The organism is Aminobacter sp. 01T433 (assembly GCF_056398585.1).
On the sequence record NZ_JBFTPR010000002.1, the window covers coordinates 61,047 to 84,263 of the forward strand.

15 protein-coding genes and 1 pseudogene are annotated in these 23,217 nt (G+C 60.5%); 9 read left to right on the top strand and 7 right to left on the bottom strand.

Features of this window, described 5'->3' with window-relative positions; genetic code table 11:
- Positions 1-16 precede the first annotated feature (16 nt).
- The 5 genes from tssL to AC1DLV_RS03315 all read left to right on the top strand — a co-directional run bounded on the left by tssL (position 17) and on the right by AC1DLV_RS03315 (position 8,773).
- Positions 17-1,528, top strand: a complete 1,512-nt coding sequence (gene tssL / locus AC1DLV_RS03295; RefSeq protein WP_476798147.1) for a type VI secretion system protein TssL, long form — start codon at positions 17-19, stop codon at positions 1,526-1,528.
- A 29-nt stretch (positions 1,529-1,557) separates the two neighbouring features.
- The gene (gene tssM / locus AC1DLV_RS03300; RefSeq protein ID WP_476798148.1) at positions 1,558-5,079 is read left to right on the top strand and encodes a type VI secretion system membrane subunit TssM; all 3,522 of its coding nucleotides are present in this window, start codon (positions 1,558-1,560) and stop codon (positions 5,077-5,079) included.
- Positions 5,080-5,212: 133 nt separating this feature from the next.
- On the top strand, positions 5,213-5,980 hold the full coding sequence (locus AC1DLV_RS03305; protein WP_476798513.1) for a PP2C family protein-serine/threonine phosphatase: 768 nt from the start codon (positions 5,213-5,215) through the stop codon (positions 5,978-5,980).
- 55 nt (positions 5,981-6,035) lie between these two features.
- The gene (locus AC1DLV_RS03310; protein WP_476798149.1) at positions 6,036-6,443 is read left to right on the top strand and encodes a DUF1036 domain-containing protein; all 408 of its coding nucleotides are present in this window, start codon (positions 6,036-6,038) and stop codon (positions 6,441-6,443) included.
- Positions 6,440-8,773 (top strand): M23 family metallopeptidase, encoded by a 2,334-nt coding sequence (locus AC1DLV_RS03315; RefSeq protein ID WP_476798150.1) that lies wholly within the window; start codon positions 6,440-6,442, stop codon positions 8,771-8,773. Before AC1DLV_RS03310 ends, AC1DLV_RS03315 begins: the two co-directional genes overlap by 4 nt.
- Positions 8,774-8,996: 223 nt before the next feature.
- Here the strand turns inward: AC1DLV_RS03315 and AC1DLV_RS03320 are convergent, their stop codons facing one another.
- Positions 8,997-9,326: an RcnB family protein gene (locus tag AC1DLV_RS03320; protein WP_476798151.1), complete on the bottom strand. Its 330-nt coding sequence runs from the start codon at positions 9,324-9,326 to the stop codon at positions 8,997-8,999.
- A 214-nt stretch (positions 9,327-9,540) separates the two neighbouring features.
- On the opposite strand from AC1DLV_RS03320, the pseudogene AC1DLV_RS03325 reads away from it, so the two are divergent.
- Positions 9,541-9,687, top strand: a pseudogene (locus AC1DLV_RS03325) (Lrp/AsnC ligand binding domain-containing protein); the annotation flags it as partial.
- A 311-nt stretch (positions 9,688-9,998) separates the two neighbouring features.
- Here AC1DLV_RS03325 and AC1DLV_RS03330 read toward each other — a convergent pair.
- Together AC1DLV_RS03330 and AC1DLV_RS03335 are read right to left on the bottom strand one after the other, a co-directional pair.
- Positions 9,999-10,892 (bottom strand): IclR family transcriptional regulator, encoded by an 894-nt coding sequence (locus AC1DLV_RS03330; protein WP_476798152.1) that lies wholly within the window; start codon positions 10,890-10,892, stop codon positions 9,999-10,001.
- 139 nt (positions 10,893-11,031) lie between these two features.
- A complete protein-coding gene (locus AC1DLV_RS03335) occupies positions 11,032-12,645 on the bottom strand; it encodes an ABC transporter substrate-binding protein (protein ID WP_476798153.1) in 1,614 nt (537 codons plus the stop codon).
- Between the two features lie 152 nt (positions 12,646-12,797).
- Here AC1DLV_RS03335 and AC1DLV_RS03340 point away from each other — a divergent pair, with 152 nt between their 5' ends.
- Together AC1DLV_RS03340 and AC1DLV_RS03345 are read left to right on the top strand one after the other, a co-directional pair.
- Entirely contained in the window at positions 12,798-14,114 is a 1,317-nt protein-coding gene (locus tag AC1DLV_RS03340; protein ID WP_476798154.1) for an NAD(P)/FAD-dependent oxidoreductase, read from the top strand.
- Positions 14,115-14,209: 95 nt separating this feature from the next.
- Complete coding sequence (locus AC1DLV_RS03345; protein WP_476798155.1) at positions 14,210-14,560, top strand: cupin domain-containing protein; 351 nt, start codon at positions 14,210-14,212, stop codon at positions 14,558-14,560.
- A 585-nt stretch (positions 14,561-15,145) separates the two neighbouring features.
- Here the strand turns inward: AC1DLV_RS03345 and lpdA are convergent.
- The 3 genes from lpdA to mdeB are packed head-to-tail and all read right to left on the bottom strand — an operon-like array spanning position 15,146 to position 20,906.
- A complete protein-coding gene (gene lpdA, locus AC1DLV_RS03350; protein WP_476798156.1) occupies positions 15,146-16,888 on the bottom strand; it encodes a dihydrolipoyl dehydrogenase in 1,743 nt (580 codons plus the stop codon).
- 7 nt (positions 16,889-16,895) lie between these two features.
- On the bottom strand, positions 16,896-18,176 hold the full coding sequence (gene aceF / locus AC1DLV_RS03355; protein WP_476798157.1) for a dihydrolipoyllysine-residue acetyltransferase: 1,281 nt from the start codon (positions 18,174-18,176) through the stop codon (positions 16,896-16,898).
- Between the two features lie 33 nt (positions 18,177-18,209).
- The gene (mdeB, locus tag AC1DLV_RS03360) at positions 18,210-20,906 is read right to left on the bottom strand and encodes an alpha-ketoglutarate dehydrogenase (protein WP_476798158.1); all 2,697 of its coding nucleotides are present in this window, start codon (positions 20,904-20,906) and stop codon (positions 18,210-18,212) included.
- A gap of 145 nt (positions 20,907-21,051) precedes the next feature.
- Here mdeB and AC1DLV_RS03365 point away from each other — a divergent pair, with 145 nt between their 5' ends.
- The gene (locus tag AC1DLV_RS03365; protein WP_476798159.1) at positions 21,052-21,540 is read left to right on the top strand and encodes an Lrp/AsnC family transcriptional regulator; all 489 of its coding nucleotides are present in this window, start codon (positions 21,052-21,054) and stop codon (positions 21,538-21,540) included.
- A gap of 14 nt (positions 21,541-21,554) precedes the next feature.
- On the opposite strand, the gene AC1DLV_RS03370 is transcribed toward AC1DLV_RS03365, so the two are convergent.
- The gene (locus tag AC1DLV_RS03370; protein ID WP_476798160.1) at positions 21,555-23,210 is read right to left on the bottom strand and encodes a urocanate hydratase; all 1,656 of its coding nucleotides are present in this window, start codon (positions 23,208-23,210) and stop codon (positions 21,555-21,557) included.
- Between the last annotated feature and the right edge of the window lie 7 nt (positions 23,211-23,217).

Here is a 23,217-nt window from a genome sequence, read left to right on the forward strand (position 1 = left end):
GAGCGGGTAATCGGCGATGAGTTCGAAGGACGATCCTTCCGGCTCCGACGGCAGAACCGTCATTCGCGGATCGCCGCGCCGCGCGCCGCGGCCGGACCCGGCTGCACCTACTCCGGCACTCCTAGCAAAATCCGACCCAACCATCATCTACGCTAGCAGTGCTGAACCGCAACCGCTGCCTTCCGGCACGGTAATTTATCAAAGCGCGCCCTTCGCCGAGCGCCCACACGAGACGGTGCACGGCAAAAAAAAGCAGGGAAAACCCGCAACAGAAGCTGGCGTTTCGCAGGACGCCCTATTCGAGGCTGCCGACCACGTCCAAGTTGCTGGTGCCAATCCGATCATGGTGGCAGCAGCACCGCTGCTGATGCTGCTTGGTCATCTCAGGATGGCGACTGTCGAAGCTGATGCCGTACCGCTGGCCCAGCATGTCGCAAGTTCCATCGAAGAGTTCGAATGGAAAGCCGCTGAAGCTGGTGTTGCCGACGAGGACGCGCGTATCGCCAAATATGCGCTTAGCGAAACCGCTGACGATATCATCGCGAACCTGCCGGGTCTTGGTCCCGACATTTGGGCACAACACAGCATGTTGTCGCGGTTCTATGGCATCGAAGCTCCCGGCAACGGTTTCTTTGAAGCCCTCAATACGGTCCTTGCCGATCCAGCGGAGCGCTGCGACCTGCTCGAACTCATGCACGCCTGCCTATCGCTCGGCTTCGAGGGCCCATACCGTGGCATCACCAGCGGGGAAGACAGCCTCGAACCCGTTCGGCAGGATGCCCACGCAGCACTGCGCTATTTCAGGCCGCTTGCCGACGATGAGCTCTCACCGCGATGGCAAGGCCTGTCAGCCACCCAGGCGCGGCGCCCGGCGCGGCTTCCGCTGTGGGCAATCGCTGCCGCAGCCCTGGCGCTCGTCACAGGTACGTTTTTCTTGATGCGCTACGACATCACCAGGGAAGGCGATGCGCTTGCTGCAAAGCTGCTTGCGCTGACGCCTTCGACGCCGGTCGTCATTGAACGGACGGATTTCGTGCCGCTGGTCGAGGAAGCCAAGCCTGTCGATACGGCGCCAAGTGTCGCGCAGATCGATCGCATCCGCGCGGCACTTGCGCAGGACATCAAAAGCGGCGGCTTGACTGTCGGCGCCAAGGGCGAATTCATCGTCGTCGAGATCAACAATGCGCTGCTCTTTGAACCAGGCGGAGCCGAGACAAAGCCCGAGTTTGCCCCCGTCGCGGGTCGGATCGCAGCGGCATTAGGGGCGGAACGAGGTCCGATCAAGATCGTTGGCCACACTGACAATGCGAAGCCGCGACAGTCTGGCACCTTCAAGTCGAACTACGATCTGTCCGTCGCCCGGGCCGAGGCGGTCGAAATGGCCCTGGTTCCTCAGATTGGCGACCAGTCGCGAATATCGGTCGAAGGCAAGGGGGAGGACGAGCCGATCGCCGACAATGGCTCCCCCGACGGCCGGGCGAGGAACCGCCGAGTCGACGTCATGGTCCAGCGGGAAGAAACACTATGAGCCCCCACCGCCATCTCGGGGGGTTGGCCATGAGGCTCTGGCTGCTCAGGCTTTTCAGTGTCCTTGCACTGACCGGCTTTGCCGCGGCCGTGTGGTTCGCCGGCCCGTTGATCGTGTTCGCTGACACCCGTCCTTTGGCGGCAGCCTGGCCGCGCATCGCAATTATCGGCCTGGTGGTGGCAATGGTTGTGGGCCTCTACCTGCTCCGATCTTTGCATGCCCGCAGCGCACAAAAGGCGCTGGCAGCGGCTGTCTCGAGCGATAGCGCATACGACGGCGATGCCCGGCAACTCGAAACGGGCATGACCAAGGCCATCGCGACGCTCAAACGCGCTAGCGGCAAACGCAACTTTCTCTACGAAGTACCCTGGTATCTCATCATCGGCCCGCCTGGTGCCGGCAAGACCACCGCCCTGGTCAATTCGGGGCTGAAATTTCCGCTCGCGGTATCCGGTGCCGCCCGACCAGTACCCGGCGTCGGCGGCACCCGAAACTGCGACTGGTGGTTCACTGAAGAGGCTGTGCTGATCGACACTGCCGGCCGCTATACGACGCAGGACTCCGATGCCGAGGGCGACCGCAAGGGCTGGTTGGCATTTCTATCGCTACTGAAGAAATACCGCGCCCGACAGCCTATCAACGGCGTGATCGTAGCAATTAGCCTTCCCGACGTGATGACGTCAGGGGATCAGGAACTCGGCGCCTATGCCATAGAAATCCGCAATCGCCTGCAAGAGATCCACGAGACGCTGAAAATCAGCTTCCCGGTCTATGTCCTGTTCACTAAGGCCGACCTGATCGCCGGCTTCATGGAATGTTTCGGCGATCTCGACGAAACCCGCCGGCGCATGGTGTGGGGTGCCACATTCCAGGATGCGGACCACAAGACAAATATGGTCGGCATTGTGCCTGCTGAGTTCGACGCGCTCGTCCACCGCCTTGCCGAGCAAGTACCAGACCGGTTGCAGGAGGAACCCGATCAGGCCGCGCGCATCTCAATCTTCAGCTTTACCGCGCAGTTTGCCTCGCTCAAGCAGCGCAGTGCGGATTTTCTCGGCCGCGTCTTCGAGCCGACGAAAAGGCAAGCAAGCGCCATACTGCGTGGGTTCTATTTCTCCTCCGGCACGCAGGAAGGCACCCCGATCGACCGTGTGCTCGGCGCCATCGGTCGAAGCTTCGGCAGTGGGTCACATGCTCATCTTTCGGGCACCGGCAAGAGCTATTTCCTGCACGATTTGCTCGCAAATGTCATCTTCGCCGAAGCCGGCTGGGTTTCTTACGACAAAGCCGCCGACCGGCGTGCCAGAATTTCCCGCTATGCCAGCGTCAGTGCCGTTGGCTTGATCGCTGCTGCGGCACTAGGTGCAATGGCGATGAGCTACACCGCCAACAAGGCGTTGATCGCTGCCACCGACCAGGCGGCGGAAAGCTATAGTTCATCGGCCAGCTCCTTGCTCCAGGCGGAAACCGTGTCCGATGTCGATCTTGAAAACGTCATTGATGCACTGGAGAGCGTTCGCAGTCTGCCAACCGGCTATGAGAACCGCGACCTGCCGACGCCACCTCAGGAAGCGCTCGGGCTGAGCCAGCGCGCGCGGCTGCTTTCGGCATCGGAAACGACCTACCGGCTAGCATTGGAGCGGATATTCCGTACGCGACTCTTGCTTCATGTCGAGCGCACGATCGAGGCCAAGATGAGCGATCCGGCCGCGCTCTACGAAGCGCTGAAGATCTACCTCATGCTTGGCGGCAAGGCGCCTAAAGTCGAGGATGAGCAGATCGTTTCCTGGCTGAGGAAGGATTGGGAGCAGAACCGTTATCCGGGACCGCAAAATCGCGAAGGGCGCCTGATGCTGGAAAAGCACCTGCGCGCGATGCTGGCGCTCGACGACGAGTACGACCCGTCGCTTGAGCTCAATCGCCCTGTTGTCGAAGCCGCACAGCGCGCGCTTGGCCGCATGACCGTCGCTGACCGTGCCTCTGCCCTGATCGCCTCGGCAATGTCGGCCGCCCCGCTAGCTGACTTTGCCGTGGCAACGAGAGGCGGCGCAGAAGCAAAAATGATCTTCGAAGCTGTCGATGGCAGCGATCTGTCGACGCTTCGCGTTCCCGGCCTCTACACCTACGCCGGCTTCAACGATTTCTACCTGGGGCAGCTCGCTGGCATCGCTCAACGGCTTGTCGACGAGCAATGGGTAATCGGTGCGGGTGGCGAGCAAGGCGATGTAGAGCAGGAGTTGCTGAGGCTTGGACCTGAATTGCTCGACCGCTACAGCGATGAATTCTCAAGCGCATGGAATGGCGTCTTCAACAGGCTGAAGTTCAAATCAATGTCGGCGGACAAACCTGAATATCTGGCCCTTTCGGCCGCGGGTTCGCCCAATTCTCCGCTTGCGCAATTGTTTGAGGCGATTGCGCGTGAAACGGCATTGACGCGGGGTGGCGGCACGCCTTCCACCGGCGATGGGGAGGCACGTGCCGACGGCCTCGCCCGCATAGGCATCGAACTCGCCGGTCGCAAATCCAACACTCGTGCCGGTGCCGCATTCGCGAACACGCCGACTTTGGTTCCAGGGGCAAACATTGAGGCACAGTTCCGACCATTCCAGCTTCTTGTCGACGGCCGTCCCGGTCAGCGCCCGGTCGATGCGCTGATCCAGAATTTCCACGCCATCTACCAGAGCCTGACGATCTCGGCTGCTGCACCGTCGCAAGCGGGCCGCGTCAACGCCAACCTACAGCTGCAGATATCCAATCTCCGCGCCAACGCGTCTCGCCTACCCAAGGCACTTTCGCGGATGGTTCATGCTGCGGCCGACGATTTCGAAGGTGTGGCTGCCGAAACCTCGGTCGCGCAACTCAATCAGGCACTTGAGGAAACGGTCAGCGGGCCGTGCGAGGAAGCGATCGCCAATCGCTATCCATTCAGCGGGGGCGCCAGTCAGGACGTGCCAATCAGTCATTTTGCCCGCCTTTTCGCGCCCGGCGGCATCATCGATCGATTTTTCGCGCAGAACCTGGCATCCTTTGCCGACATGTCAGGCCAGGAGTGGCAGTGGAAGCAGGGGGCACGCCTAGGCCGTGAGCTGTCCAAGTCAACGCTAAAGCAGTTTCAGCTTGCCGCCGAGATCCGAGATGCATTCTTTCCACTTGGCGGATCAACCCCTGCGGTCAACATCACCTTCACGCCGTTTTCGCTGCATGGCGACGCCGACATGGCCTTGCTCGACGTGAACGGACAGATCGTCCAAAGCTATCAAAACGGCAGCAGCCCAGGCGTCGTCACTTGGCCGGGCAGCATGCCCGCCGGCTCTGCCAATCTCAGCCTGACGCCGGAGCTTCCCGGCCGCGAGTCCGCCATCAGGTTCGAAGGGCCATGGGCGTTGAAGCGGTTGCTCGATGCCGGAACCTCCACCCGCAACGGTGACAATCTCGAGATGCGCTTTGTCATTGGCGGCCGTGACGTCGCCTACACGGTCCAGATAAACCCGTCCGGCAACCCCTTTTCGCTTGCCGCATTCTCCGGCTTCACGTGCCCGAAAGGCCTTTGATACAGCCAGGAGCCACACCGACGATCTCGTGCACGTTAATTTCTGTACTCTAACGCTTGGGCCTGTGGCAGACTGAAAGGCGCGAGCGCTTGTTACGCAACGCAGAGGGGCGCCCGAGAAGCGCTTGAGGCAATTGAGCAATGTCGCCCTCCCCTTCGAAAGTTATGGCGTAAGCCACAAGGGCTGCGTCCGCCAAGTCAATGAAGACAGCTATCTGATCGAACCCCGCAGCGGCCTGTGGGTGGTCGCCGACGGTATGGGTGGGCATGACGCCGGAGAAGTGGCTTCTGCCAGCATCGTCGAACACCTGTCGACGATCGGCATCGCTAGTTCCGCGCCGGACCTGCGCGCACGTTTCGTCGACCGGCTGAGATTGGCACATTCCGATATCCGCGAGATTTCGGATTCGCGTGGCGTGACCATTGGCTCCACCGTCGCAGCGTTGCTGGCCATGGACGGCAAATTCGCCTGCCTTTGGCTCGGCGACAGCCGCGTCTATCTGGTGCGCGACGGCGCCATATCTCAGGTCTCGCACGATCATACCGAGGTGCAGGAACTGCTCGACCGCGGTGCGATCACGCCGGAGGAAGCGCAAACCTGGCCACGTCGTAATGTCATCACGCGCGCCATTGGCGTCAGCGACGACATCAACGTCGACTTCCAGCAGGGCGATCTCTTGCCCGGCGACATCTTCGTGCTGGGAACGGACGGATTGACTGCGCATGTCAGCGACGCCGAGATCGAAACAGCGGTGATTTCGGCCACTGCCCAGGCAGCATGCGAAGATCTGCTCGCAAAGGTCCTCGCGCGCGGCGGAACAGACAACGTCACCATTGTTCTGGTACGGATTGGGGGCGCAACCGACAGTGCATCTTCTGACCCTTTGGCGGGAGGCCGATAGAGGCCGGCGAAACGATGCGAACGGGATCGGGCGCGCTTCCCAAGCAGGTCGCGCGATGCTTGCCGCCAGTTGCATGGCCCTGTTGTCGGCCTTGTTTGCGCCAAGCGAAGCGAGAGCAGAATTCACCGTCTGTAACCAGACGCTCGACGTCGTCAACCTCGCCGTCGGCCAACAGATCGATGCAGCCTTCCAGACCGACGGCTGGTGGACGATTGGCGCAAACCAGTGCGTCAACGTCATCCGCGATGAACTGACCAATCGCTACATCTACATCTACGCGACGGATGTCTTCGGTAATGCGATACTTACCGGCTCGACGGACATGTGCGTCGAGCGCAAGCGCTTCACTGTGCGCGGCATCGACGAATGCTGGCAGCGCGGCCATATCGCTGCCCGGTTCTATGAAGTGGACACGCTTGAACAGGCGCGCTGGACCTTCTTCCTGACTGGGCGATCGCCATGACGCATGGCATCGATGAGAGCTTCAAGCAGCAAAAACAGCAGCGAATGGCGCGGCGCGAACGTTCTCGCCGGTCAAAGGCGATTGTCGCTGCGGGCATCCTTGCGCTGCTCGCCGTAGCCGCCACCGCCTATCTCACCTTCGGTTACTGGTCGTTCGGCGAATATGAAGGAGATCTTCAGCCTACCGAAGAAGCGGATATCGTGCCGTCGGATGCTTCTGTCTATGTGCCGGCTATCGTCGATCTTGCCGGCGACCCGATGTGGATCAACCTGGCGCATGAAGCCGGCGGTGAAACAAAGCGGCGCTCCGTTGCTCGCCCTGTCGAACTTATCCAGGACGGCATCTCGCCGAAGATCGAATTTCTTGCGGACACGATGCTGAGTTCCAGCGAGCGCTTCATGACGGCCATCCCATCGACGCAGGAGGATTTTGCATTTTTCCAGGCGCAGCGGGCGGTGGTTGAGCCAACAGCCGGCCAGCAGGCGGATGATCACGCGCCTCCGCCAGCGGATGTCAATCTTGATCAGGCCGAGCCCGAAGGCGGTCTATCATCGGATCTCGGCGCCGGTTGGGGCGAAACAATCGACCAGGGCGAAGCTGCCCTGCCCGAATTCGAGAAAACCGCGATCGAAAACAACACCAGTGTTGCCACCGTGACACCGGAGACCGAGCGCTTCGAGGCGACCGAGGATGTCTTCGTCAAGATCCTGACCAACCGCACTTTGGACAGCGTCGTTCTCGAGGCACATTTCGCCCCCGATGAGGCTAAATTGGCCGGTGAAGCGCTGAAGTCGCTTTTCAAGCTGGAAGGCCTCGAACCTGGTTATGTCGTCGCCATGCGTGGCTTCAAGCCGCGACGCGAGGCGCCGCAGGTGGCGCTGATGCAGGTGTCGGTCTACGCCATGAACAGGTTCGTTGGCACCCTCGCGCGCAATTCGGCCGGTCAGTTCGTCTCCGGCGCAGATCCTTGGGTGCGCGACGACCTTTTCAACTATTCCGGCGCCGCCCTGCAAGAAGGCGCGCACAAGCGCCAGTACCGCCTCCTCGACGCGATCTATTCGACAGCGGCCCGCAACGACGTTCCGACCGGCGTTCTTGGCGAGGCGATCATGTATCTGTCGCGTGGGCAGGATTTGAACGCCTTTGCGACCGAAGACCAACGGCTCGTACTGCTTTACTCACAAACGGCTCGCGGCAAGGATGGTCTGGCAGGTCAGGTGCTTTATGTCGGCGTGCATGGCACTGACAAGAACCTAGAATGTTTTGTCTTCCAACAGGGCGACGGTCAGTTCTCTTGCGTTACGGGCAACGATCAGGTTCGCTCGCTGATGGTAACCAACGGCATGATCACGCCGGTCAACGGAGTCATGACGTCAACCTTCGGGCCGCGCATGCATCCGATCCTGAAGACGGTTCGCGTCCACAAAGGAGTGGATTGGGCAGCCCCCATCGGTACACCGATCGAAGCGGCCTTCGACGGCCAGATTGTGTTTGAAGGCGACGGCAAGGGCTACGGCAACCTCATCCGCATATCGCACGCTAACAATCGCGAAACCCGCTATGCCCACATGCAGCGTTTCGCCGACGGCATCAGCGTCGGATCGACTGTCAAAGCTGGCGATGTCATCGGCTATATCGGCACCACGGGCCTGTCGACCGGCCCGCATCTTCATTTCGAACTCTATCAGGACGGACAGGCCATCGATCCGCTCGGCACGATTACCGTGATTGCGTCCGACGACTCTGCCATCGAGGTGCTGACTAATCGTATCGTCCATGTCGAAAGCGGCGGCAGTGCCCGTGCTAAGAACCCGCTGTCGTCGGCAACGGGGCTCGGACAATTCATAAGCAAGACGTGGATCAGGATGATAAACACCTACCGTCCCGATCTCGCCAGGTCGCTTTCGACGGCCGAGCTCCTCGATCTTCGTTTCGACCCGACCATCTCACGCGAGATGGTGCGCAATCTGGCGCGCGAAGGCGAAGCCTATCTTAAAGCGCGCGGCCATCAGATCACTGCTGGTCGGCTCTACCTTTGCCACTTTCTTGGAATGGAGGGCGCCCACCAGATCCTATCGTCATCCAATGACGCAATGCTTGCTGATGTTCTCGGAGAGGTCGTCATCAAGGCCAACCCGTTCCTGACCGGCAAGAACGCCGGCTATGTCATTGCCTGGGCTGAGAAAAAGATGACTGGCCGGACACCTTCTGAAGCATCACAACCTTCCGCTGCGACTGCGCCTCAGGAGGTTAGAGAAACGTCGCCGGAATTCGAGCAATACAAGCAGGCAATCGAAAAGACATTGATTTCGATCGAAAGCACTCTGTGATTGCGGGACTCTGCTCTTCGGGACCGGTAAACACCCATTCGCTGGGTTCGCCTAAAACAGATGTTCGACCGGAGTCGTCGATCGCTTCGACGAGTGCGGCACGGAGCATCGCCTCATAACGTCGAGACCAGAAAATCGAACCGTTCTTGGGCGAAGGCCGCTTATGGATGAAAAAAGGCGGCTCCGAAGAACCGCCTTTCCGCAATCTATTGAAATGCCTGGATTAGCGTCCAGCCACGACCGAAGCGATGATGCCCGACGCCACACTGATCAGCAGGAAGTCGTTGTCTACCTTGACCCAGCGCTGACCATAGCCTGGACGCTTGAGGCCGTAGCGATGGTAGTCCCGAAGTGCCTGCTTGCGCTGCCAGTCAGGCACACGCTTGCCCTTTGACCAGTGCTGCCGCTTGACCGGCTTTTGGCGGTAATCCTGCCACTTCTGCGGTTGGCTGTAGTGGTTTCCATGACGTGGCGCCTCATAGCGCTGTTGAGCTTGGGCCATCGGCGCAGCGAACATCGACAGGGCGACAGCAGCTAGAACAATGCGTTTCATTTGGGAGGCTCCTTCTCATTGACGCCTCCATTGCTAGCCGCCGCTTGGTGAACCCAGTATGAACGGTAGCATTACAGTTATGTAATGTTTTCAATAATTTACTTCAGACTTCTAATCACATATGTTCGATCGCCATCGCAAACAACCAAGCGGAACGGCCGCCGTCGAATTCGACGTTGTTTAGGCACCGGCCACGGCTTTTAGCGTACAGGCGTTGCTCGAAGTCATTTCCTGCCATTTGGTATCGGGCGAGGCAGACTTCCTATTACAGGTCGTCGTTCCCGACCTCGCTGGCTCTGAACGGCTTTTAGTTGGGACCCTGCTCAAGCTGCCGGGGGTCAGCGACGTTCACAGCAATTTTGCTATTCAGACGGTCAAATCACAGGCAGCCCTGCCCTCAACCATCGGCGTAATGCGGATGCGTCGCACAGCTCCTAAAACGAACACGTCGTCGCCTGGACAAACTATTTGTCCCAACTCTGCGTTTTCGGGCAACTGGTGGCTACCCGTAGCTGATGCCCACTCCGCCAGCGGGATTTATCTTCGGATAGGCCGCACGCGCCCCGCAAATATTCTTTTCGCCGATGAACGGGAAGCGACAAGTCAGCCTCCACCCGGTGTTGCCGTTCGCGGTATAAGTCCTGGATGCCCAGCTGAGATTGTCTCGGTAAATTACCCGACTGAGCGAGCCAACGCGCTAGATATACCGAATGCAGCGCGTACCACCGAAGGAACAAGCTCATCTCGAACCGCATCGTCATTCCATCGGCCCAACGGAGCCGAAAGGTTGATGGCGGCGATGGCCGTTTCAGAAGTTCCCCGGAAGATCGGGGCCGCAATGGATATTTCTCCCTCATGCATCAACTGGCGGGCAACAGCGAACCCGTCTCGGCGAATCTGCTCTAGCCATTTGGCAATCCGGTCACGATCCGTGACCGTTTGGCTCGTCCAGGGAATTATCTCAGCCTTGCGGATGAAGGCCGTCGTTTGCTGTCGGTCGCCGAAAGCGAGCATCACCAATCCGGGTGCCGTACTTATCAGGGGAGCACGGGTACCAATACCAACGTTAATCGTCAGAACCTGCTTTCCAGGCATCCTGCCGACGACAACTAACTGATCGTCCACCCGCTCAGAAAGGTTCACCGTCTCCCCGAACTTCTCGCCTAGTTCACGCAGAAAGGGAATGGCGGCGTCGGACAAGCTCGACCCGGAGAGGTAATCCCAGCAGAGTGTCAGGACCTTTGGGGAGAGGCTATAGGTCTTCGTATGCTCGTCACGCGTGAGATAGCCGATCGAGTGCAGGGTTGACACCGCCCGCTGCGCCGCGCTCTTTCCAATTCCGGCAGTTGCCGTAATCTCTGTCAGACTTAGCCCGCGCCGCTGGCTCCTAAAGCTTTCCAGTATTTTCATGCCTTTGGCCAGAGACGCCACAAACAACCCATCCTCCCGGCTGTCGTCGATAGGATCGTTTCCTTGAATCACCGCGCGATCTTCCCTGTCCGCCAACGCTGCACCATCTTTTTTGTTCATGTGCGGTAACAGGATTTCGTCTTTGGGAAAAGACAAGCGCGCAAAGGCGGCCCTCCCCACATCCGAGCGTCCCGAACAATTGCGGAACACATGTGGAGGTCCAATCCCGGCCTCCAGCCGAAAAGGGAAGAGGGGCGTCGCAATGCAAACGCCCCACTTCGCTCAGCTCAAGGCCTCATTCTGCGATGGATACGCCTGCGAGTGGCGTCGTTCCGACTGCTGCGGGATTGTAGCCCGAGACCTTCTTGGAGACTGCCGTGAGTGCATTCGCGGAGCCAAGGATAATAGCCGGGATTTCGTTGTCGAAAACGGTCTGCAGTTCCTTGTACAAAGGTTCGCGCTCCGCTTGGGACGTCGCCGCCGCCGCTTTGCGCATCACGCCGTTGTAATCATCGCTGCACCATGCGCCGATGTTTGATGGACTTGGCTTGCCTGTGGTGTCGCAGGAAAAATAGCTGTTCGGAATCTGGCTTGGGTCAGGGTAGTCCCAGCTACCACCGAACATTCCTATTTGCGCTTCACCAGCCCGCGACCGCTGCAGGTATTCGGCCCACTCGTATGTGACAATCTCGACGTTGACGCCAATTTTCGCCCAGTCAGCCTGAACGATCTCGGCGGCTCTACGCCCGTTCGGCATATACGGCCTGATAACAGGGATCGCCCATACCTGGGTTGAGAACCCATTCGGGTAACCAGCCTCCACGAGAAGTTCCTTGGCCCTCTCCGGATTGTAAGGACGTGTCTTAAGATCAGCGTTATGCCCCCAAAACATTGGCGGGATGATCGCAGCCGTCGGATGCCCCGTGCCTTGGTAGACGATTTCGACAAGCCTGTTTAGGTCCAGGCCCAGCGCCAACGCTTCGCGAACCTTGCGGTCCTTGAACTTCTCATCCTTGAAGTTGAACGTCAGAAAGCCGGAAGACGCTACCTCAGTTTCTACGAGATTGAGATTGTCGCTTTTGCGGATTGCCTCTGCGTCGGCCAAGTTGGGATAGACTGCGATATGGCATTCTCCGGCGAGTGCGCGCTGTATACGCGTCGACGCGTCGGGGGTGATTGCCATGATCACCGTATCCACAAGCGCAGACTTGTCCTTCCGGCCGGACACCTCTCCCCACGAGTTATGGAACGCCTTTAGGCGTACCATAGAGTCCGGCTGATATGCCTCCAGTTGAAATGGCCCGGTCCCGATCGGCTCCTGGTCGATCTTCTCAGGCGTCCCGGACGCAAGCATCTTGTCAGCGTATTCCGCGGAAAGGACGTTCATTGGCTGGAAAGCCATGATCCCCAAGAACGTCGCGTCTTGCCGCTTCAAGTGGAATTCCACCGTAGTGTCGTCGATCTTGCGTACCTCCGTCAACAGGTCCGCAAGCTTGTTGTCGAAGCCGATGTATGTCCCGCCGCTGACCTTGGCGTATGGATGGTTCTTGTCCATCATCCGGGCGAATGTGAAAGCGACGTCGTCGGCATTGAATTCCCGCGACGGTGTGAATGCGTCGTTCGATTGCCACTGAACCCCCTTGCGGAGAGTGAACCGATACGTTTTGCCGTCGTCGGACACCTCCCAGGCTTCGGCCAAAGCTGGCTCGATAGAAAGATCCCCCTGTCGGACCGAGACCAAGCCATCGTAAATCTGAGTCAGGACATTGGCGGTGACGCCATTGTTGGTCAGCTGCGGATTGAACGTCTCCGGGCTTCCCTCCGTGCACATCGTAAGCACCGACGCATGGGCGGCCGACGCAAGCGCCGCCGTCATGGCCAGTGTCGAGAATAGTACCGTCGCCTTCATACTCCTCACCCCATCGTCACGTAGGCAAACATGCCATTGCTTTGTTTAACGATTATCGCTATTCGTTCGCCACTATCGTATAGCGATACTGTCATGCACGTGACGGTGGAGCCTTGTCAAGTTCTACATTCTGACCGTCGGGAGTTTCTTAGATGAAGTCTGTACTGGCATCCGACTTCAAGCCCACATGCTACTGGTGGGAGGAGTTCGCTCCATGGAGGTCCGAGGCCGGATTGCCGCGCAAAGCGCAGGTGCTCATTATCGGGTCAGGATACGCAGGCCTATCGGCTGCCCTAGAACTGGCAAAACTGGGCGTGAAAGCAGTTGTGGTCGACGCTCACGAAATCGGCTGGGGCGCCAGCTCTCGTAACGGTGGCGGAGTCGGCGGAACCCAGTCGATCGGCAGAAATTTCACCGGTCGCCAAGTGCTACCGGACGAAGAAATTAGAAAGCTTCGTCAGGACGCCACTCAGGCGTTTCCATTGGTGCTCTCGCTTATCGAACAAGAGAATATCCGTTGTAATTTCACAATGAATGGCGGCTTCGTCGGCGCGTTCACACCATCTCATTTCAAGGCGATGGAGAAGCGAGCCCAAGAGCTGAACAAGAACCCGCGCACGAACAGCTACCTGGTGCCAAGAGAACACCAGAATAAGGAGATCGACAGCAACTTCTACTACGGCGGCATGGTGACAGAAGGCAGCGCGACCATCCAGCCAGCGCTCTACGTAAAAGGGCTGCTGGACGCCTGCCTACGAAAGGGCGTGCACCTTGTTTCGAACAACCCGGTACGCAAGCTGGAACGGCAAGGCGAAAAATGGCGCGTCATCACAGATCGCGGTGAATGCCTTGCGGAAGACGTCATCGTTGCGACGAACGGGTACACCACCGACGTGACACCGGAATTTTTCAAACGGATAATCCGAGTTTCCAGCCACATCATCGCTACCGAAGAACTGCCAGCCGAATTGGTGAAGTCCCTTTTTCCTAAAGGCAGAATGATCTCGGACAGCAAGCGGGTCCTGTACTATTACCGACCGTCGCCCGACGGCCGCAGGGTCATCTTCGGAGGACGTGCGCGCTTCACCGAAGTCGGTGAGGAGAAGATAGCAGCTTTACTGCACGCAGCGTTGATTGAACGCTTCCCCCAACTGGCGAGTGTAAAGATCAGCCACGCCTGGACGGGATCACTCGGATTCACCTTCGATGCCACGGCCCATATGGGCGAGTTGGAAGGCCTCCATTACTGCATGGGCTGCAATGGCAGTGGAATTGCTATGATGACCTACCTGGGCTTCCAGACTGCAAGAAAGGTTGCAGCGGCGAAGGGCTATCATTGCGCATTCGACCGACCCTCCTTCCCCTCCCACCTCCTCTACAACGGCAGCACCTGGTTCCTCCCGATGGTGGGTGGCTGGTACCGGATGCGCGACCAGTGGGACCGGTCCATCGCAGCCCGTATGCCTTAGGAGCTCACAGGATCCCGTTTCCAGCCGCCCAAACCTTGTTCCGTGCGCCATCTGTCGTACGTGCATCATCCCTCCAGACACACCCGAGGAAACCTATGTCACTCATCAAGACCATCGAAACTTCGCCGTCATTTGAGCCGAGCGTCTCCGGCCCACTACCCGAGCGCCACATCAGTGGAGATCCAGTGTTCCGAACGTGGGATCAGGAAAGCGCGAAAGGCAATATCAGCGCGGGGGTCTGGGAGGCATCGGTCGGAGAATACAAGTCGATAAAAGGCGAAGCCTTTGAGTTCTGCCACATCATCTCCGGTGTCGTCGAAATCACGCCCGACGGCGGCGAACCTGTGCGGTATTCAGCAGGAGACAGCTTCGTTCTCAAACCAGGTTTCGAGGGCGTATGGAAGACAATCGAAACTGTGCGTAAGATCTTCGTCATAGCACGTTAGGCACCGCCCGCTGCTCTGTGGCCGTGTCGCAAGATGCTTGTTCGTGGCGGCACATGCCAACAGCAAAAAGACCCGCGCAGACTAGCCGGGCGGCTTCGCAACGACGTGGGACGAGATTGGCCGCCTTCGTCATCGAAAATGTGGGCAGATGTCAGTGCGCTGAAGGTTTGATCGTAGCTTCAGACCTTCGTTGGAGGTCAATGCGGCGGCGGTCCCTGCGCGACCGACAAAGACGTGGGCTGTCATCGCCGGTGGCTCGGCGTCCGGATAATGCGCTCGTCTTTGGCCAGGACGCATGTCGCCGATGAGCTCGTTGCCGGTCTTCTTGAAAGTGCCGATGGTAGGCGTGATGGTTCTCCTTGCCACGCCCCGCACCATTGCGTCGCGACGGAAAATGCGAAATCGATTGGCGGCATCCGCAGCGCCGTAGCGTCACTGCAGGATGGCGCGTGCGCCGCCTTTTTATTCGCGAGTAATGACGGCTCTGCCGTCAAGGGACGCAAGCCAAAGGCCCGGTATGGTGAGCAACGACCAGCTCGCGAGCTTCACTTAGGCCGCAACGCACCTTGCGCTCCAGAACCTAGTTCAACCCCTTTTTCGTGGTGGCAGGTCGGTACAAACCCCTTCGGCGACTTCGGCTGCCATACCGATGGTCTCGCCGAGCGTCGGGTGCGGGTGGATGGTCTTGCCGATGTCCAACGCATCCGCCCCCAACTCGATCGCTAGGCAAATTTCCCCGATCATGTCGCCTGCCGAAGGGCCAACGATGGCGCCGCCGATGATACGACGCGTTTCACCATCAAATACAAGCTTGGTCAGGCCGTAGTCGGCGCCATTAGCAATGGCCCGCCCCGAGGCTGCCCACGGGAACTTGCCGACCTCCACAGCGCGCCCGGCCGCCTTGCCAGCATCCTCGGTTACGCCGACCCAGGCTATCTCGGGGTCAGTATAGGCGACCGATGGCACCACCTTGGCGTCCATAAAGCTCTTAAGCCCGGTTGCCGCCTCGGCAGCGACATGGCCCTGATGCACCGCCTTGTGCGCCAGCATCGGATTGCCGGTGACGTCGCCGACGGCAAAGACGTTCTGGTTGCGCGTGCGCATCTGCGCATCTACCTCGATGAATCCCTTGGCATCGAGGGTGACGCCGGCCGCAACCAACTGCAGCGCCTCGGCTGCCGGTCGCCGGCCGGCCGCCTGCAGGATCAGGTCGTAGCGCCTGACGCCGGCGCCCTCGCCGGTCGTCGTCACGACAAGTGCATCTTCCTCGGGAACGACACTTTCGACGCGCGCGCCCAGAAGGATCGCATCGAAGCGGTGGGCGTTGCGCTTGCGCCAGACCTCGACCACGTCGCGGTCGACATCGGGCAGCAGCGTGTCAAGCTGTTCGACCACATCGACGCGCGCCCCGAGCGCGCTGTAGACAGTGGCCATTTCGAGCCCGATGATGCCTCCGCCGATAACCAACATGCGTTCGGGGATGAAGGGTAGTTCAAGCGCGCCCGTGGAATCGACCATGCGCGGATCGTCGGGCAGGAATGGCAGCCGGACCGGCACTGAGCCGGCGGCGACGATCGCCTTGGCGAAGACGATCCTGCGGCCTGTACCGTGAGACTGCGCGACATCGACAGCATCGGCATCGGCAAACGTTGCCGTTCCCCTGACCACCTCGACCTTGCGCAGCCGTGCCATGCCCTTCAGCCCGTCGGTGAGCTTGGTGACGATGCCGGCCTTGAAGCTGCGCAGCTTCTCGAGATCGACGGTCGGCGTGTCGAAGGCGACGCCGTGATCGGCGAGGCGCTCGGCCTCCTCCTTGATCGCCGCGACATGCAGCAGTGCCTTGGAGGGGATGCAGCCGACATTGAGGCAGACGCCGCCAAGCGTGGCGTCGCGTTCGACCAGGATCACCCGCTGGCCAAGATCGGCGGCGCGGAAGGCAGCGGAATAGCCACCCGGTCCGCCGCCGATCACCAGCACATCGCAATCTGGCGCCGCACCCGAGGCGGGCGATAGCGTGGCTGCCGGAATCGATGACGCAGCCACGGCCGGCGCTTCCGGAGCGGCCGCAGGCTTGGCTTTGTCTACTCCCGCTGCCGCTTCCATGATGGCGATCAGCGCTCCTTTGGAAACGCGCTGGCCAATGGCGAGTTCGACCGTGGCGATGCGGCCGGCAAAGGGCGACGGCACGTCGATCGACGCCTTGTCGGATTCGAGCACGATCAGCGTCTGGTCGAGGGCGACGTCGTCACCCGGTTTGATGTGAACCTCGATAACGGCGACGTCTTTGAAGTCGCCCATTTCGGGCACCCTGATTTCGGTAATGCTCATCTCGGCCTCATACGATCGCGCGGCGGAAATCGCCCAGCAGGACTGATATGTGGCCCAGGAACCGGGCCGCGGCGACGCCGTCGATGACGCGGTGATCCCACGACAGGGAGACCGGCATGATCAACCTTGGCTGGAAGGCTTTGCCATCCCAGATGGCTTCCATTGCCGAGCGGCCAGCGCCGAGGATTGCCACCTCAGGCGCATTGATGATCGGCGTGAAACCGGCCCCGCCAATGCCACCGAGCGACGACACCGAGAAACAGCCGCCTTGCATGTCGGCCGCCGATAGCCCACTGCCACGCGCCTTGTCGGCGAGCGCGCGCATTTCGGTGGCGATCTCGAGTACGCCTTTGCGGTCACAATCGCGGATCACCGGCACCATCAGCCCCTTGGGGGTGTCGGCGGCAAAGCCGATGTGAACGTAGTTCTTGAGCACCAGTTCGTCGCCGTCGAGCGAGGCGTTGAAGCGCGGGTATGCCTTGAGCGCCAGCGCCGACGCCTTGATCAAGAAGGCGACCATCGTCACCTTGGCGTCCTTGTTGGCCGCATTGAGCTCCTTGCGGAACTCCTCAAGCCCGGTCACGTCGGCCTTGTCGAAGTTGGTGACATGCGGAATGGTCAGCCAGTTGCGGGCGAGATTGCCGCCCGAAATCATCTGGATGCGCGACAGCGGCTGGCGTTCGACGGGGCCGAACTTCCCGAAGTCGACCGCAGGCCAGGCCGGCAGGCCGGCGCCGATGCCGGAACCGGACACCTGCACTGAGGAACCTCCTGCGAGGCGCTCCTTGATAAGTGCCGTGATGTCCTCGCGCAGTATCCTGCCCTTCGCACCCGAAGGCTTAACCGTGCCAAGGTCTACGCCAAGCTCCCGGGCAAAGGCGCGCACCGACGGCGTTGCATGAGCACCGGCGGAGGTCTCCATCGTGACCGCCGGTGCACTGCCCTCGGACGCCGGCGTTGGCACCGCGTTCGCTGCAACTAGAGGCTCGGCCTTGGAGGGCGTAGCCGCGGGAGTGGCTTCAGCCTTTTTGGTTTCTGGCGCCGCTGCAGCAGCATCGATCGTCAGCAGCAGCGCGCCTTGGGACACGCGGGTGCCGATCGACACTGCAAACTCCCTGATGGTTCCGGCGAAGGGCGCCGGTATCTCCATAGTCGCTTTATCGGATTCGACCGTAATCAGCGGGTCTTCGACCGCAACGATATCGCCTGGCTTCACCAGGAACTCGACGACCGGCACATTCTTGTAGTCACCGATATCCGGCAACCTGACTTCCACTAGCTGGTTCATATCAACTCTTTCGGAACTGGAACTCGACCCGGATCAACGCAGCCACGGCGCGTCGACGGCACCGTTGAAGCCGTAGCGGGCGATGGCGTCGGCAACCGTCTGGCGCGGCACCGAGCCTTCGGCGGCGAGCGCTGCAAGGGCCGCCACCGCGATGTGGCGATGATCGACCTCGAAGAAGTCGCGCAGCGCCGTGCGTGTGTCGCTGCGGCCGAAGCCGTCGGTGCCGACCACAGTGAACGGCGCCTCGACATAGGACGCAATCAGCTGCGGATAGGCGCGGACATAATCGGTCGCTGCTACGATCGGCGCCTTGCCCGGCAGGCAGCCAGCAAGATGGCTGACAACGGGTTCGGCGAGCGGGTTGTAGCGATTGTGACGCTCCGCCTCCCGCGCATCGCGCGACAGCTCGGAGAAGCTGATGGCACTCCACACTTCCGAGGCAACGCCCCAATCGATGGCAAGCATCTGAGCCGCCTCGATGACCTGCGGCAGGATGGTGCCCGATCCGAGCAGGCGGACAAGACCAGCACCCTTCTTGGGCTTGTGGCTGGCGATCTGGTAGAGCCCCTTGATAATATCGGCCTCGACGCCCACCGGCATCGACGGCTGGGCGTAGTTCTCGTTCATCGCGGTGATGTAGTAGAACTCGTCCTTGCCCTGTTCCATCATCGCACGGGCGCCGTGGTCGAGAATGACCGCCAACTCATAGGCGAATGCCGGGTCATAGGCACGGCAGTTCGGAACGGTCGAGGCAACCAGCAAGCTAGATCCGTCCTGGTGCTGCAGGCCTTCGCCAGCTAGCGTCGTGCGGCCTGCGGTCGCGCCGATCAGAAAGCCACGAGAACGCTGGTCAGCCGCCGCCCATATCAGGTCGCCAACACGCTGGAAGCCGAACATCGAGTAGTAGATGTAGATCGGCAGCATGGCGAGGTTGTGCACGCTGTAGGACGTCGCCGCCGCCACCCAAGACGAGATCGCACCGGCCTCGGTGATGCCCTCTTCGAGCAGCTGTCCGTTCTTGGTTTCCTTGTAGTAGAGCATCGAGCCGGCATCCTCGGGCTCGTAGAGCTGGCCTACAGGCGAATAGATGCCGACCTGCCGGAACAGATTGGCCATGCCGAATGTGCGCGCTTCGTCGGCAACGATCGGCACGATGCGCGGACCGATCTCCTTGTCCTTGATCATGTTGCCGAGCAGCCTGACCGCGGCCATGGTCGTCGACATCTCCTTGCCTTCGGCATTGAGCGCGAAGTCTCCGTAGCTTGCCAGCGGCGGAATCGCGACGGGTGCCGCCGTGCGGCGGCGCGATGGCAGGTAGCCACCAAGCGCTTCGCGGCGAGACCTGAGATAGTTGAGTTCCGCGCTGTCTTCAGCCGGCTTATAGAACGCGACCTGCTCGGCCTGCTCGTTGCTGATCGGTAGCGAGAAGCGGTCGCGGAAGGTGAGCAGGGCTTCGACGTCGAGCTTCTTGGACTGATGCACCGTCATGCGGGATTCACCGGCAGCGCCCATGCCAAAACCCTTCTTGGTCTTGGCCAGGATGACGGTCGGCCGACCCTTGGTCGCCCTTGCCGCTTCAAAGGCCGCAAACAGCTTGCGGAAGTCGTGGCCGCCGCGCTTCAAGGCGTCGATGTCGCTATCCGACATATGGGCGACCAGCGCCTTGACCTCGGGATCCTCCTCGAAGAAGTTTGCCAGATTGTAGGCGCCGTCCTTGGCGCCAAGGGTCTGGTACTTGCCATCGACAGTTGCCGCAAAACGACGGAGGAGCGCGTGCTGGGTATCGCGCGCGAACAGCGCGTCCCACTCCGATCCCCACAGCACTTTGATGACGTTCCAGCCGGCGCCGCGGAAGGTGCTCTCCAGCTCCTGGATGATCTGGCCGTTGCCGCGCACCGGACCGTCGAGGCGCTGCAGGTTGCAGTTGATGATAAAGGTCAGGTTGTCGAGCTTTTCACGCGCCGCGATCGACAGGCCAGCGACAGATTCCGGCTCGTCCATCTCGCCATCGCCGAACACGCCCCAGACATGGCGTCCCTCGGTGTTGGCGAGGCCCCGGTTGTTCAAGTAGTGCATGAAGCGGGCCTGGTAGACCGCGGTGATCGGGCCGATGCCCATCGATCCCGTCGGCACCTGCCAGAAGTCGGGCATCAGCCATGGATGCGGATAAGAGCACAGGCCCGTGCCGCCGATCTCCTGACGGTAATGCTGGAGATGCTCTTCCGAAAGCCGCCCCTCGAGGTAGGCGCGAGCGTAGACGCCGGGTGCGGAGTGCGGCTGGAAGAATACCACGTCGCCGTCGCCCTCACCGGTGTCGGCGCGGAAGAAATGGTTGAAGCCAACCTCGAAGATTTCGGCTGCGGAGGCATAGCTGCCGATGTGGCCGCCGAGTTCGCCATAGGCCTTGTTGGCCCTGACCACCATCGCCAGCGCATTCCAGCGGATGATCGCAGTGATGCGTTCTTCCATGGCAAGGTCGCCGGGGAACGGCGTCTGCTTTTCGAGTGAAATGCTGTTGCGGTAGGGCGAAAACGGCAGCGCCTCGTGGACGATGCCAAGCTCCTTGGCCTTGCGGTCGAGTTCGCCGAGGATGAATTCGGCGCGCGTGCCGCCGGAATTGAAGAACAGGGATTCAAGCGACGCCAGCCAGTCGGCCGTCTCGTTGGGATCGCCGTCGGACGCGCACGCGTTTTCCGTGCCGATATGGGCGGAGGGGTTCTTAGTGTGCATAACAGCGCTCTCGTTCCTCGAGTTTCCACTTGCGCGCGATGGTAGCGGCAAGACCTCGGCATTTCCTGCCGAAGATGTTGCAAATGTTTACAATTGCGGCAGATATTACTGCCGATTACTTCTCAAACAGCAGGACATGCTGCCAATGAATTTCGACGCGATAGACATGCGCATTCTCTCGGAGATCCAGGAGGACGCCAGCCTGACCAATGTCGAACTTGCAGCTCGGGTCGGCCTGTCGGCCTCCCCCTGCCTCGCCCGGGTGCGCGCACTGGAGGAGGCGGGCGTGATTGCCCGGCGGGTCGCTTTGCTTGATCCGATGATGCTGGGCGCAAGCCTGAGCGTCTTCATCCAGGTCACGCTGGAAAAGCAGAACGAGACGCTGCTCGAGGTTTTCGAAGCAGCGATGGCGCGCTTTCCCGAAGTGATGGAATGCTATCTGATGACCGGCGATTCCGACTATCTGCTGCGCGTGGTTGTGCGTGACACGGTTGCACTGCAGCACTTCATCGTCGATCGCCTTTCCAAGACCAGAGGCGTCGCTAATATCCGATCGAGCTTCGCCCTCAAGCAGGTCAAGTACAAGACCGCACTGCCGCTTCAAGACCTGGCTACGCCACGGACCCGGCGATAGGCCAAATGTCGCCGTCAGGCCGTCATGCCAAGATCGAAATGGCGAACGTCCTTGCGAACCGCCTCGTCCAACGCCTCCTCATAGCCAGCATCGGCATAGCGCATGACACCGAGCGAGGTGTCGTTGGTCAGCGATAGCCGCAGACGCTCGTCTGCCTCCACAGTGCCGTCGGCAATGATGGTCACGCCAGAGCTAGTCATGTAGCCGGAATAGCCGCCGCCACCGGAATGGATCGCAACCAAGTCGGCCTGGGACGAACACATCGCCAGCGCGTTGATGAGCGGCCAGTCGGCAATGGCATCCGAGCCGTCGCGCATATTCTCGGTCATGATGTTGGGATGAGCCATCGCACCGGCGTCGAGATGGTCTCGCGTAAAGGCGATCGGCCCGGAAAGCACGCCGTCGCGTACCATCTTGTTGACGGCAAGGCCAAGCTGGGTGCGTTCGCCGTGGCCGAGCCAGGCAATACGCGCCGGCAGGCCTTCAAACGGCACATGCTCGCGCGCCAATGCGATCCAGTTCGTGACGATGCGGTTGTCGGGGAAGGCTTCAAGGACATAGTCGTCGATCTTGCGAATGTCGTCGCGGTCGTTGGACAGCGCAATCCAGCGGAACGGTCCGATGGCGCGGCAAAACAGTGGTCGCAAGAAGGCCTCGGTGAAGATCGGGATGTCGAAGGCGTTGGCAACCCCGCCGTCGCGCGCATGGGTGCGGATCAGATTGCCATTGTCGAACACCACGGCACCGGCCTTCTGGAAACCGAGCATGGCGCTGACATGGCGCACGATCGAAGCACGGCTTTCGTTCATCAGGGTCTTCGGATCGGTCTTGCGCATGCCGCGGGCCTCGACAAGGCTGCGCGTCGCCGGGACATAGCCATAAACGAGATCATGCGCCGAGGTCTGGTCGGTCACGATGTCGGGAATGACCCCGCGCGCCAAAATCTGCTCGTAGACATCGGCGGCGTTGCCGAGCAGGCCGATTGACGTCGCACGCTTTTCCGCCTGGGCTGCTGCCACCATGGCAAGCGCTTCGTCGAGGGTCTTCGCCTCAGCCTCCAAGAAGCCGATCTCGCGGCGCTTGCGGATGCGCTCGGCGTCGATTTCGACGCAAAGCGTGACGGCACCAGCAAGCCGGCCAGCCAACGGCTGGGCGCCGCCCATGCCGCCAAGGCCGGCGGTCAGCACGAACCGTCCAGCCAATTCGCCGCCAAAATGACGCTCGGCGATGCGCATGAAAATCTCGTAGGTGCCCTGAATGACGCCTTGGGAGCCGATATACTGCCAGTCGCCGGCGGTCAGACCGCCCCAACAGATCAGCCCATCCTTTTCCAGCTCGTAGAAGTTCTCGGCCTTGGCCCATTGGCCGACCATGTTGCAGTTGGCCATGATGACGATGGGTGCGTGCTCATGGGTCTTGAGCACGCCAATCGGCTTGCCCGACTGGACCACCAAGGTTTCGTCGTCGCTCATCGTGCGCAAGGTTGCAACGATGCGGTCATGCGAGGGCCAGTCGCGCGCCGCCTTGCCGAGTGCTGCATAGACCACCAGGTTGGCGGGGTCTTCGCCGACGGCCAGGACATTTTCGAGAAGGCGCAAAAGCCCTTCCTGCCGCCAGCCCTTGCAACGCAGCGTTGAGCCAGAAGTCACGGTAAATTCGCGGGTCATCATTGCTACT

Excerpts from the sequence above, each read along its gene's own strand:
- tssL (WP_476798147.1), top strand. The coding sequence starts at position 17 with ATGAGTTCGAAGGACGATCCTTCCGGCTCCGACGGCAGAACCGTCATT.
- tssM (WP_476798148.1), top strand. The coding sequence starts at position 1,558 with ATGAGGCTCTGGCTGCTCAGGCTTTTCAGTGTCCTTGCACTGACCGGC.
- AC1DLV_RS03310 (WP_476798149.1), top strand. The coding sequence starts at position 6,036 with ATGCTTGCCGCCAGTTGCATGGCCCTGTTGTCGGCCTTGTTTGCGCCA.
- AC1DLV_RS03315 (WP_476798150.1), top strand. The coding sequence starts at position 6,440 with ATGACGCATGGCATCGATGAGAGCTTCAAGCAGCAAAAACAGCAGCGA.
- AC1DLV_RS03320 (WP_476798151.1), bottom strand. The coding sequence starts at position 9,326 with ATGAAACGCATTGTTCTAGCTGCTGTCGCCCTGTCGATGTTCGCTGCG.
- AC1DLV_RS03335 (WP_476798153.1), bottom strand. The coding sequence starts at position 12,645 with ATGAAGGCGACGGTACTATTCTCGACACTGGCCATGACGGCGGCGCTT.
- AC1DLV_RS03340 (WP_476798154.1), top strand. The coding sequence starts at position 12,798 with ATGAAGTCTGTACTGGCATCCGACTTCAAGCCCACATGCTACTGGTGG.
- AC1DLV_RS03345 (WP_476798155.1), top strand. The coding sequence starts at position 14,210 with ATGTCACTCATCAAGACCATCGAAACTTCGCCGTCATTTGAGCCGAGC.
- lpdA (WP_476798156.1), bottom strand. The coding sequence starts at position 16,888 with ATGAGCATTACCGAAATCAGGGTGCCCGAAATGGGCGACTTCAAAGAC.
- aceF (WP_476798157.1), bottom strand. The coding sequence starts at position 18,176 with ATGAACCAGCTAGTGGAAGTCAGGTTGCCGGATATCGGTGACTACAAG.
- mdeB (WP_476798158.1), bottom strand. The coding sequence starts at position 20,906 with ATGCACACTAAGAACCCCTCCGCCCATATCGGCACGGAAAACGCGTGC.
- AC1DLV_RS03365 (WP_476798159.1), top strand. The coding sequence starts at position 21,052 with ATGAATTTCGACGCGATAGACATGCGCATTCTCTCGGAGATCCAGGAG.
- AC1DLV_RS03370 (WP_476798160.1), bottom strand. The coding sequence starts at position 23,210 with ATGATGACCCGCGAATTTACCGTGACTTCTGGCTCAACGCTGCGTTGC.